This is a genomic window from Gilliamella sp. B3464, assembly GCF_026536145.1.
Taxonomy (GTDB): Bacteria; Pseudomonadota; Gammaproteobacteria; order Enterobacterales; family Orbaceae; genus Gilliamella.
Map to the genome: position 1 here is coordinate 196,372 of NZ_JAFNOQ010000004.1, position 12,897 is coordinate 209,268.

At 35.2% G+C, this 12,897-nt stretch carries 10 protein-coding genes; 1 reads left to right on the plus strand and 9 read right to left on the minus strand.

Annotation, left to right across the window (positions count from 1 at the left end; genetic code table 11):
• Positions 1–11 precede the first annotated feature (11 nt).
• Positions 12–3,083, plus strand: coding sequence for an FAD-binding and (Fe-S)-binding domain-containing protein (locus J3U57_RS06330; RefSeq protein ID WP_267344237.1), 3,072 nt, complete (start codon positions 12–14; stop codon positions 3,081–3,083).
• Between the two features lie 142 nt (positions 3,084–3,225).
• Here J3U57_RS06330 and J3U57_RS06335 read toward each other — a convergent pair whose 3' ends face one another.
• The 9 genes from J3U57_RS06335 to J3U57_RS06375 form a co-directional block, all read right to left on the minus strand.
• Positions 3,226–4,287, minus strand: a complete 1,062-nt coding sequence (locus J3U57_RS06335; protein ID WP_267344236.1) for a tyrosine-protein phosphatase — start codon at positions 4,285–4,287, stop codon at positions 3,226–3,228.
• A 9-nt stretch (positions 4,288–4,296) separates the two neighbouring features.
• Complete coding sequence (locus J3U57_RS06340) at positions 4,297–5,112, minus strand: PTS system mannose/fructose/sorbose family transporter subunit IID (protein WP_065635003.1); 816 nt, start codon at positions 5,110–5,112, stop codon at positions 4,297–4,299.
• Positions 5,109–5,903 (minus strand): PTS mannose/fructose/sorbose/N-acetylgalactosamine transporter subunit IIC, encoded by a 795-nt coding sequence (locus J3U57_RS06345; protein ID WP_267332638.1) that lies wholly within the window; start codon positions 5,901–5,903, stop codon positions 5,109–5,111. Before J3U57_RS06345 ends, J3U57_RS06340 begins: the two co-directional genes overlap by 4 nt.
• Positions 5,904–5,947: 44 nt before the next feature.
• Positions 5,948–6,421, minus strand: a complete 474-nt coding sequence (locus J3U57_RS06350; RefSeq protein WP_267332639.1) for a PTS system mannose/fructose/N-acetylgalactosamine-transporter subunit IIB — start codon at positions 6,419–6,421, stop codon at positions 5,948–5,950.
• A 10-nt stretch (positions 6,422–6,431) separates the two neighbouring features.
• The gene (locus J3U57_RS06355; RefSeq protein WP_267344235.1) at positions 6,432–6,863 is read right to left on the minus strand and encodes a PTS sugar transporter subunit IIA; all 432 of its coding nucleotides are present in this window, start codon (positions 6,861–6,863) and stop codon (positions 6,432–6,434) included.
• Positions 6,864–7,142: 279 nt separating this feature from the next.
• Positions 7,143–7,982: a MurR/RpiR family transcriptional regulator gene (locus J3U57_RS06360; RefSeq protein WP_267332641.1), complete on the minus strand. Its 840-nt coding sequence runs from the start codon at positions 7,980–7,982 to the stop codon at positions 7,143–7,145.
• A gap of 306 nt (positions 7,983–8,288) precedes the next feature.
• Positions 8,289–9,683 (minus strand): sigma-54-dependent transcriptional regulator, encoded by a 1,395-nt coding sequence (locus tag J3U57_RS06365; protein WP_267344234.1) that lies wholly within the window; start codon positions 9,681–9,683, stop codon positions 8,289–8,291.
• A 14-nt stretch (positions 9,684–9,697) separates the two neighbouring features.
• Positions 9,698–11,542: a two-component system sensor histidine kinase AtoS gene (gene atoS, locus J3U57_RS06370; RefSeq protein ID WP_267344233.1), complete on the minus strand. Its 1,845-nt coding sequence runs from the start codon at positions 11,540–11,542 to the stop codon at positions 9,698–9,700.
• A gap of 171 nt (positions 11,543–11,713) precedes the next feature.
• Entirely contained in the window at positions 11,714–12,895 is a 1,182-nt protein-coding gene (locus tag J3U57_RS06375) for an acetyl-CoA C-acetyltransferase (RefSeq protein ID WP_267344232.1), read from the minus strand.
• Positions 12,896–12,897: the final 2 nt, after the last annotated feature.

Here is a 12,897-nt window from a genome sequence, read left to right on the forward strand (position 1 = left end):
GCAGATTTATTATGATTCCTCGATTATCCATCTCGCCTCAAATAAATGAGGTAACACTTAACTATTTAATAGCGCTTAAAAATTCTGCTTATACAGGTGATATTGAACACAGCTATGCATCACGTCTTAGCATGGCGACAGATAATAGTATCTATCAATTGATGCCTCAAGCTATTTTATTTCCTCGTTCAACTGATGATGTACAATTACTAGCAAGTATAGCTCAACGTGATGAGTTTAAAACGATAAAATTTACCCCAAGGGGTGGAGGAACAGGCACCAACGGGCAGTCATTAAACAGTGGTATTGTTGTCGATCTGTCACGTTATATGAACCGAATTTTAGCGCTCAATATTGAAGAAGGTTGGGTGAGGGTTGAAGCTGGTGTCGTTAAGGATCAATTAAATCAATACTTAAAACCTTATCGTTATTTTTTTGCACCCGAACTTTCAACCAGTAATCGGGCAACCATTGGCGGGATGATTAATACCGATGCTTCAGGACAAGGTTCGATGATATATGGTAAAACATCTAATCATGTTTTGGCACTCAAAGCGGTATTAATTACTGGTGAATTACTTGAAACAGGCAAAAAAAATCTAACCGAAATCGAAAAATTAGCGCATGATTCTTCTATTTATCGTTCTGTTTTTGATTATTGCAAAAATAACCGTCAATTGATTTTAGATAAATTTCCTCAATTAAATCGCTTTTTGACCGGTTATGATCTTAAACATGTTTTTAATGATAATTTGACTGAGTTTGATTTAACACGAATCATAACAGGTAGTGAAGGATCATTAGCGTTTGTCACCGAAGCTAAATTAAATATTATTCCATTACCAAAATATCGATTTTTAATTAATATCAAATATGATTCATTTCAATCCGCGCTAAGTAATGCTCCCTTTTTAGTCAAAGCAGACGCTTTATCTGTTGAAACAGTGGATTCAAAAGTTTTAGGTCTAGCCAAAGAAGATATTATTTGGCAATCGATTAAGGACCTAATTACAGAGGTCGATAATCATCAGATGCAAGGTATTAATATTGTTGAATTTGCTGGTAATGATTTTGATTCTGTCAAAGGGAAAATGGATAAGTTATGCCTGATTCTTGATCAACTTATGTTAGATCATTCAACAGGCATCATCGGCTATCAAACATGTCACGAACTTGGCGAAATTGAAAAAATTTATGCAATGCGTAAAAAAGCAGTAGGTTTGCTTGGTAATGCTAAAGGGACACGTAAGCCGATTCCTTTTGTTGAAGATACATGTGTTCCTCCTGAGCACTTAGCCGATTATATTCATGAATTTCGAGCATTACTTGATAGCCACAATTTAACATATGGTATGTTTGGGCATGTCGATTCTGGGGTATTACATGTTAGACCCGCCTTAGATATGTGTGATCCACAGCAAGAAAAGTTAGTAAAGCAAATTTCGGATCAAGTTGTGGCGCTGACGGCTAAGTATGGCGGTTTACTTTGGGGTGAGCACGGTAAAGGTTTTCGTAGCGAATATAGCCCAGCATTTTTTGGCGAAACGTTATATCATGGGCTTCGTATTATCAAAACAGCATTTGATCCTGATAATCGTCTCAATCCAGGTAAAATTTGTGCACCATTAAATAGTAATGACCCCATGATAAGTATTGAATCAGTCACGCGTGGTTTTTATGATCGACAAATTCCAATTAGTGTAAAACGCGTATTTCATGGTGCCACTGAATGCAATGGTAATGGTCTTTGCTTTAATTTCGATGTTAATAGTCCAATGTGTCCATCAATGAAATTGTCTCAAAACCGTATTTATTCACCGAAAGGGCGGGCAGCATTAGTGCGAGAATGGCTACGTTTGATGGTAGAATTGGGTGTTAAAGAAGATGAACTTAATACATTATTACCCAAGGAACAGAGTCGTTTAGTCAGTTTTGCTAAAAAGCTTGTTTATACTTTACAGGCCAAATTTGGCCAATATGATTTTTCTCACGAGGTAAAAGATTCGATGGCCCATTGTTTGTCATGCAAAGCATGCTCAACACAATGTCCGATTAAAATAGATGTACCTGATTTTAAGGCTCGGTTTTTACAACTTTACCACACCCGTTATTTAAGACCAATGCGTGATTATTTAGTTGGTAATATTGAATCCTATTTACCAATAATGGCTCGTGCCCCACGTTTTTTTAATTTTTTTATGAAAATGTCGGTGACAGAATACCTGACTAATAAAACAGTTGGAATGGCAAGTTTACCAATGTTGTCTTTTCCAACATTAAAAAAACAGTTAATTGGGCATCCTAGCGCAAATGTTAAATTAGAATATTTACAGAATTTATCGGCGACTGAAAAAGCGCAATATGTATTAGTGGTACAAGATCCCTTTACAACCTATTACGATGCAAAAGTCGTATTTGATTTTGTGTGTTTGATTGAAAAATTAGGCTTCAAACCCGTTGTATTGCCTTTTGTCCCTAATGGTAAGGCTCAGCATATAAAAGGCTTTTTAAAACAATTTGCCAAAACTGCTCAAACTGCTTCTGATGTGTTATCGCAAATAGCGCAATTAAATATTCCAATGGTTGGCGTTGATCCTGCTTTAGTGCTTTGCTACCGTGATGAATATAAATTGATTTTACAAGATAAGTTAGGCGATTTTAGTGTTTTACTGTCACATGAGTGGCTGACGCATGTTTTAACTAAGATTTCAAAACCTAATATCACAATCAGTAATGGTGATAAACAATGGTTTTTACTTGGTCACTGTAGCGAAACGACACAATTACCAGCAAGTAATCAACAGTGGCAATATATTTTCAAGCAGTTTGGCGCACAATTACAACCTATTAGTGTTGGATGTTGTGGTATGGCAGGTACATATGGTCATGAAGTTAATAATTTGCACTCATCGAAACAGCTGTATCAATTATCTTGGCAAAAAGCACTTGAAAAATATCCTAAACAATTTTGTTTAACAACGGGTTATTCTTGTCGCAGCCAAGTTAAGCGCTTTGATAACTATAGTTTAAAACACCCTGTGCAGGCATTATTGGAATTGGTTTCGTTTAATTGTTTAACTTAATGTGTCATTGTCATGCTTTAGCATAACTAACTTCATTGATGAATGGTAAATTTAAGTGAGTAGGGCAATGCAAAATAGCCCTTAAATTAATTGTAAGAAGCGCAATAAAATTGCGCTTTTCTATTGGTTATTTGTTAATGAATTATTCTAAGTAGATAGATTGCATTAATTTGAAGTGTTCATCAGTAAAACCAAGCTCTTGCTTGATATAATTACTTGGCGTTCCTGCTACTTTTTTCATGGTATTGAGGATTTCAATTACAAAACTTTCTCGAGTATCAATTAGACTTAGCAGATAACCAAGCACATCTTCATTATCGGTAATCTTGCGATAAGCCGCCATTTTAATTTTATTTCTTTCTAAGCGATTATCGTGTGTCAACATGTAATCATAAATGATGTCATCTTCACTCACACCAAGCATGACTTGAATTAATAATACCCCATAACCTGTTCTGTCCTTTCCGCCACGACAATGCTGAATGCTAGGGCTATTATTGGCATCTAAAACAACGTTGAGCATTTGCCGATAAGCATTTTTAGATTTATCGCTTAATACAAAATTACGATATTGTTCTAGAACTTGTTTGCCTTCGCCATTGACCAACTCTTTTGGTATATCTCGAATAACACTTTCAACTAATGCACGATCTTCATCACTTGGATCGGCGGCAAACTGTGCGGCCAGTTCGGCTGTTTGTGCTGATGCATCTAAATGGAAGGTATGTTTTTCACCGACAAAAGTATTTGGGCTGGTTTTGATTTCGTTTATGCTTCGATAATCAATAATCGTTTTAATCCCTAATGCTTTGATATATTGTTCAGCATCCGGCTTTAAACCATATAAATGATTAGAACGATAAAGTTGTCCCCATTTTACACGTTTACCTGATGCACCTAGGTAGCCACCAAAATCACGAAAATTATTTAGTCCGGTTATAGGTAATGTTCTTTCAGCAAATATGAAGTTATCTTTTCCTGCAATGGCCAAAATTAAATAAATTCGTTTTTTACCCTGTAATGGGTCATCAAAAGTAAAAGGACTTTTTATGTTTTTACTCACTAATGTTTTATGTACAGAGTTGGCATTAGCTTCATCAGTCCAATATAAATCTACAGGTTGGTTTTGATCAATGTTAAACGAGACTTCTAATTGTCCAACTTTATTGCGGATAACTGATGCTATTTGTGTTTTTGTAATCATGATTCATCCTTACTTTAATATACCAAACATTGAAAATATCACGCCAATTACCATGACACCTAAAATCAAAGTAACGGTATATTTTCCTTGAAATTTTTTAACTAAAAAGAATGTAGCCAAGGCAAAAAGTAAGGTCAAACAGTTTGGCATGACTTTATCAAACATCTCTTGTACTTTTATGGATTGTTCACCGACATTAATCGATAGTGGCGTGGATATTTTTACCGTTGTTGCAATTAATGAACCCAAAACCATAACACCTACAACATTAGCTAGATTACTTATTCGTTGAATAATGTTAGAATTTTTAGATTGTTCTATGAGATCAACCCCTTTGTTATAACCATAATGAATAAAAAAGTATTTTGATAGTACATTCACCAAGTTATAAATCAAAAACATTAAAATCGGACCAATAATGTTACCTTGTAAGGCAAAAGCTGCGCCAATACTGCCGCAAATTGGCATCCAAGTAAATTTTAGTAAGCTGTCACCCAGACCTGCAAAGGGTCCCATCAGGCCTGCTTTAACCGATACAACGGCTTCTTTTTCATCTTCGCTGGTTTTTTCTTCCATTGCAGCGGTTACACCTAATATTAATGCACCTGCATTAATTTGCGTGTTAAAAAACTCCAAGTGGCGTTTCATAGCCCGCACACGGGTTTCTTGATCAGCATCATGATAAAGCCGTTCTAATACCGGCGTCATACAGTGGGCGAATCCGATCATCTGCATTTTTTCATAGTTATAAGAAAAAGACATGGTTTGCAGATTCCAAAAGATACGATTAAGATCTTTTTTAGTGATTTTATGTTGAGTGCTCATAGATCATAGTCCTCTTCAGTATTATTTAATGCAGGTTTATTATCTGATTGTTCGGCGTTATTGTTATTACTGTTACCACTTGACGCCATGTCATAAAGCACAGCAAAGGCAAGGGCGATAAAGGTGATTGGAATAATAGGTAATTTTAAGTAAGTGGTTAACATAAAACCAAGTAAAAAGAAGAACCACATGCGTCCTTTTAACAACATTAATAATAAGATACAAATACCGACCGCTGGAATTAATTTTGATGCAACGCCCATGCCGTCAATAATACTTTTTGGAATAGCATCAAGAATGGTTTTAACTAAATCACTACCAAAATAAATCGCAATAAAGCACGGCACAGCTCGAATTAAAAACCAGACAGGCGTTGAAAAAAAGTGAACTCTAGCTAGGCCTTTATAACTTCCACTTAATACAGAACGTTCTGCCCATGGATTAAGGAAACAAGCAAACGAACGCCAAATAATGAGTAATTGTTGGCACAGTAAAGAGACCGGCACGCCAAGTGCAATTCCTGTTGCAATACCACCACCTGTTGTAATCCCTAAAGACACACCAATAATTGCGCCTGCAACAATGTCGGGCGCTGAATAAGCCCCTACATTGCCAATACCCATCCACATTAATTCTAGGGTAGCACTAATGGCAAGTCCCTGAACCATATCTCCCATAATAATTCCAGCTACTGTACCGGTTAATAATGGTCTTCGTAGCATTTGTGGTCCGACGTCATCCATCGAACAAATTCCCGCCCAAATGGCGACAAGAATAGCCTGTGTTAACATAAGTTAACCTCCAATTTGATTAGTCATAGCGATAAAAGCGAAAATCAGTTAAGTAAAGTTTTAAGATCAACTACTGGATCTTTTGGCACCATTTGGACTTCAACTTCAACATTATTCGCGATAATATTTCTAAAAGCCTGTTCTTCTTCAGGCGTAACAGATACCGCTCTTGATAATTGATGACGCCCGTCTTGCATGCGCATACCACCAACATTCAATTTTTCTAGCTCAAGTCCGCCCTCGATTAAGGCATTAACATCAATACTATTGGTAAATAAAAGCATAGTACGTTTTTTGATAGGGGTCTTTTTTAAGATATCAATAAATTGTTGAACACCGAAAACCAATACTTTTAATCCTGGCGGTGCTGACATGGTTAGTACTGATTGCTGTACTTTATCCGCAGCGACCTTGTCATTGATTATCAGCACTTGTTCAATATCGTAATTTTTTACCCAAGTAGTAATTACTTGTCCATGGATTAAGCGATCATCAATTCTAGCTACATTAATTGGCATGGTGTTCTCCTTACAGCTCATTAGATTGTTCACGATGAGAATTGAGTACTTGACTAACGTCAATACAACTTTGTGGGAAGGTTTCTTCAATAGCTTGTTTAACGTCTGTGAGTGTTTCTTCTCGATTGTTTAAAACTTCAAGTAATACAGGAATGTTAAAGCCACAAAACAACAATACATCATCATGAGTTAATAAAAGTTCACTAGCAAGATTGCATGGTGTTCCACCAAGAATATCGACTAAAATAATTACACCTTTACCATTATTTAATTTTTGATAACTTTCTTGCATTTGTTGGCGTAAATTATCAATATTGCTATCGATTAAAACCGAAATCACTTGCATGTTTGATTGTTTACCCATCAGCATTTCGGCACATTCAAGTGCACCTTGTGCAAACGGGCCATGACTGGCAAGAATGATTGGTATTTGTGTTTGCATCATCTATTTCCTTTAGCTTTTTAGTAATAATATTACTTTTATGTGTTTTATATTTAGTAATAAAATTACATCTATGTGCGATGTAAGTCATCTCTTTTTTTTAAATTTTTAAAAATTTGTGAACTCGATCATATTTATAAAAAAAAGTGTTTTGGGCTTGGTAAATTGCAATTTAGATAGTGGCATAGTTAAAGTGATAAAATTCACTATCAATATGATTAATAGTGATTAATTAGGTAGGCTAATCAAACATTAGTTTATTGTTTGATCATTGTTTTATTAATGTGGATATTTTCGTTCTTCACGGTGTAGGATTTGTTGTAACAAGCGTTCATCATATTTACGTATAAACAAATTCGTGACTAGCATGTTGATTACCGAAATTTGTGATATTTTGGAACGAATAGGAATTAAGCGAGAAACATGTTCGGTTGATGTGGTATGTAAAATTACCTCAGCAAGCGATGATACCTGGCTTTGTCCCATTTTAGTTATTGCAATAGAACGTACATTGTTTTTTTGAGCTAACTTAAGTAAGTCTATGCATTCCGGTGTTTCACCTGAGTGCGATATAATAATAATTAAATCATTGCCGTCTAAATTATTAGCAATACTTTTTTGAATGTGGGAATCGAAATGACAGCTGACATCTTTTTTTATTTTAATGAGTTGATATTCTAATTCCTTACCAACTAATCCACTGCTACTTGCGCCAAAAATAATAATTTTATTGCTATCTATGATTAGGTCGATAGCTTTATTTAATGATTCCAAATTAATCATCGAGTGGGTTTCATCTATTGATGATTTTTCCATTGATTGGACTTTATTATTCACATCTTGCAGGGAATCATTAAGATTGATGTCATCTTGTAACACATCGGTGTTGAGTTTTCGGGGGAGGGAAGAAATAAGATCGACTTTAAAATCACTAAAACCACTATATCCTAATTTATTGCACAAACGCAAAATGGTGCTGGTGCTAACTTGATTTAATTTAGCTAATGATTGAATGCTCATATTTTTTAATGCATCGGTGTTTGCTTGAATAAACGTTGCCACAGCAAGTTCTTTTGCGGACAGATCTTTTTTCACTTCCCTAAGTTTTAAATCAATCATTACCCACCTCAATGTTCAAATCTCATATTCTGAGTATACAAAATTAGTGTATAAATTTGAAAAATTTATAATTAAATCTTATCTATTCTAAATGTGATTTAATTATTTCACGTTGATGCACTCGATAAAATAAGTTTTATTGATGCTGTTGATGGGTAAAATACCACTTAATCATATTCATGCAAATTATTTTGATTTTATCTTATTGTTAACTGAAAGCGAAAATGAGATGAGCATTTGATAAAGTGCTTTAAAAATATTGCTACTAAGGTAACAATTAGCGAGATATGCTAATGTATTTAATAATCAGTGTATTTTTTCAAATATTTTATATTCTTGCATTTTATAAAGTAACGTTCGTTTGCTAACACCTAACGAATTTGCGGTAGTTTCACGATGACCATTATGGCGTTTTAATGCGTTAATAATTAGCTCTTTTTCGTAATTTTTCACTTTGTCTTTTAAGGTGGTACTTGGTGAGTCAGAATCTTTAAAATTCACCGTTAAATCATGCATGTTTTTATTGGCATTTATTTGTGCAGGTAAATCGTTAGCATAGATAAATAATCCATTTGACATAATCACCGAATATTCAATGGCATTGGCTAATTCACGGATGTTACCCGGCCATGCGTATTGATTCAGTGCTTCTACCGCATCAATTGAAAAATCCAATAAGGCTTTATTTTGTTCGTGGCAAAATTGGTTAGCGAAATAGCGTGCTAATAACATGATATCATTTTGTCTTTCGCGTAATGGCGGTAAATCTAAGCTCATAACATTTAAACGATAAAACAGATCTTGTCGAAATTTTCCTGTTTCAACTAAATTTTGTAAGTTACGATTGGTTGCTGTAATTAGTCGAAAATCACTTTTAATTAATTTATTTCCACCCAGCGGTTCAAACTCTTTTTCTTGAATAACTCGTAGTAATTTTACTTGTAGATTAGTCGACATTTCGCCAACTTCGTCTAAAAATAGCGTGCCAAGGTGCGCACGTTCAAATAAACCAATTTGACGCTGATAAGCGCCAGTAAATGCCCCTTTTTCATGACCAAATAGTGTACTTTCAAGCAATGTTTCAGGTAAAGCACCACAATTGATTTTGATAAATGGACCTGTTGATCGGGTGCTGTAGTAATGAATTGTTTTCGCAACTAACTCTTTACCTGTGCCACTTTCTCCGGTAATCAGGACGGTGGTATTGGTTTGAGATACTTTTGCGATATTACGGCACAACTCCATCATATTTAAACTATTGGTTAATATATGCTCTTTATTATCAGAATTGGCTAATTCAATTTGTGGCACTAGCGAAATGCCATTTTTTTGCGCTTGACTAAATTCAAGTGTACGACAAATCAACGCTTTTAGTTCGTCTAAGTCAAATGGTTTAACAATATAATCATAAGCACCGAGTTTTAATGCCTCAACAGCAGTGTCGACACTGGCATAAGCTGTCATTAAAATAACATAGATATCAGGATTTATTGCTTTAATTATTTTTAATGCTTCAAGACCACTCATCTTTGGTAGACGATTATCTAACAAAATAAGATCAATGTGTTGTTGTTTGATGATAGCGATCGCTTCTTCACTATTGCTTGCTTCAACAACTTGATAATGTTGTTCTGATAACAAAAGACTTAATAACTTTCGTAAATTTAATTCATCTTCAACAATTAAAATTTTTTCTGACATAGGATCCTTAATTTTTAATTAATAGGTAGTGCGATCTCAACAGTAACACCTGTACTGTTCACATTATTTTTAATTGTGATTTTACCTTTATGAGAGGCAATAATCTTTTGTACTATGGGCAATCCTAAACCAGTACCGGATAGTTTTGTGGTGAAAAAAGGGTTAAATATTTTATTAAATAGTGCTTCGGGAATACCTTCACCATTATCTTTAATACAAATCAGTTGATACTTTTGATTACTCGATAATTTTGTCGAGATTTGTATAATGCCTTGCGCTGGTATTGCTTGAATGGCATTAATAATTAAGTTTAATAATGCTTGTTTAATTAACTCTTTATCCAAATATAAGGTAGATAACTGGTGGTCAAGCGAAAGCTCAATATCAATGTTATTTGAACGGTGTGAAGTGTTTATCAATATTAACACTTCTTCGATTAAGTGGTTGATATTGATTGAACTATAAAAGTTTTTTGATGGGGCTGCAAAGTCTAGTAATTGTTGTATCACGTGGTTAATTGAATCCACCTCGTTGAGAATAATTGTGATGTATTCAGACTTTTCGCTATTGCTGATATTGTTTTGCAAATATTGCACAAAACCGCGTATTGCCGCTAAAGGATTACGAATTTCATGGGCAACACCTGCCATTAATTCGCCTAATGACACAAGTCGTTCTGTTTGTTGTATTAATTTTTCAATCTCTTTTTGTTCGGTAATGTCTTTAAAAATGACTAAGGCGCCAATTATATTGCCTTGATGATCTTTTAAGTGACTGGTGCTAGACGAAATTTTGATAACCTGACCTGACACCGGAAAGTCGACTTCCACACTATTATGATCAATGCCGTTATATAAAGTATCAAGTAGTGGACTTTTAAACTCTTTATCATCTAATAATGTTGAGTAGGGCTTACCCAAAACTTGTTTTAATTGATATCCGGTCATTTTTTCAGCGGCAGGATTAAGCATGGTAATTGCACCGTTAATATCGATAGTAATGACTCCGTCTAAGCTGTTTTCTAAGATTAGTTCATTGATTGTTTTGGTTTTACTCAATGTTTCGGCAAGATTATTTATGCCAGTGACAATTTCATTTAATTCGCCACGTATCGCAGGCAGATGTAAGGTAAGATCAAAGGGTAATGCATGCAATCCATGTTTAATGACATCGATATCCGAATTGAGTTTTTGTGATAAAATCCAGGCAATTAAAATGCAACTTAACATGCACAAAATACTGATAATAATCACATTTTTATCAAAAACGAAAGTTTGTTTTTCAATGTCATCAATCGTTTCATTTGCCCAAATATAGCCTAAAATTTGATTATCACGCACAATGGGTATCATGGCATTCATGATGTTGCCTCTGACTTGTTTACCAATATCAACCATACTATGACCGCTATTCATTACTTCTCGCCCTTTATGCGAAGCAGCTATTGGTTTGCCTACATTGTTTCCATAAGCTGATTTAGGGGCATAGACAACAATTGCATCTAATTGTTTATGATAATAGCCAGCAGCAATTTTAGGCATATTGGCTAAGAGCGGTTCTATTTTAGGTGAAAGATATTGATTTATTTGTTCGATTTGCTGTTGATGAGAAAGATTTGTGTCAATTTTATGGTAAGCATCATCCAATAATAGATCAAGCATTTGGCTAATAGCGTATAACTTTTGACTTTTTTCTTGGTTAAGAAGATTGCGACCTTCTTTGTCGATTAATACGGCAAAGATAATTATAGAAAAGCAAGAAAGTAACGTAACCAATAAAAAGATACGCGCGCTAATTTTATCGGGGTATAATTTTTTGAAAAAACTAGACGGCATAAATACTTTGATATCCTTAATCATCCATTATTTTTAATAGTTGTTATATATTTATCTTAAATTTAATTTTTATTCCTGTAAGTGATTATGCATTAAATCACTCGTGCTCACAAGGTCGGTGGAATAGGAATGATCGCCTAAACCACCAATTTTTATCTAATTATTAATTATTTACATGTTAGATTGTCTTTATTTTCAATAACGTTCGATAATGACCGTAGTGCCTAATCCACCACCAATACATAGGGTTGCAAGACCTAATTGCTTATCATGATGAATCATTGAGTAAAGTAAAGTGACTAAAATGCGTGCACCACTTGCCCCTATAGGATGACCAAGTGCAATAGCTCCACCATGGATATTGGTTTTATCAAGAGCAAGATTGAGCTCTCGACCAACGCCTAAAAACTGAGCGGCAAAGGCTTCGTTAGCTTCGATTAAATCAATATCAGAAAGGTTTAGTCCAGCTTTTTGTAGCGCTAATTGAGTTGCAGGCACCGGTCCTAATCCCATAACACTAGGAGCAACTCCACCTGATGCGTAACTACGGATATATGCTAATGGTTTTAGCCCTAACTCCTTGGCTTTGCTTTCCGACATGATAACTAATGCGGCGGCACCATCATTGATACCTGAGGCGTTGCCAGCCGTCACTGTACCGTCTTTTTTAAAAGCAGGGCGGAGTTTAGTTAATGCCTCTAAACTGGCATCAAATTTAGGATGTTCATCTTGATTAAAGATAATATCCCCTTTACGGCTACTCACGGTTACTGGCACTATTTCATCAACAAACATTCCATTTTTAATTGCTTGAGAGGCTAACTGTTGAGAACGTAACGCAAGCTGATCTTGCTCTTGGCGAGTGATATTATATTGCTGAGCAACGTTTTCTGCTGTGATTCCCATATGGTAATGATGCGTTGCGCAAGTTAAACCGTCGTTAACTAAAGTGTCATAGAGTTCGGCATTTCCCATTTTTAATCCCCAACGAGCTTTGCTGTTGATTAAATAGGGCGCTTGTGACATGTTTTCCATCCCACCGGCAACGACGATATCGTTGTCACCGGCCAAAATACTTTGTGCGGCTAATTCAACTGATTTTAACCCACTACCACACACTTTATTGACGGTGAAAGCAGGAACCCTATTAGCAATATTTGCCTTTAACGCTGCTTGCCTAGCAGGATTTTGTCCTAAACCGGCTTGTAATACATTCCCCATAATCACTTCATTAACTAAATTGGCGTCTAATTTTGCGCGTTTTAACGCTTCTTGTATGACAATTGCACCCAATTCAATAGTACCAACTGATACTAATGAACCATTAAAAGTGCCTATTGCTGTTCGGGTGGCGCTAACAATTACTGCTTTTTTCATAA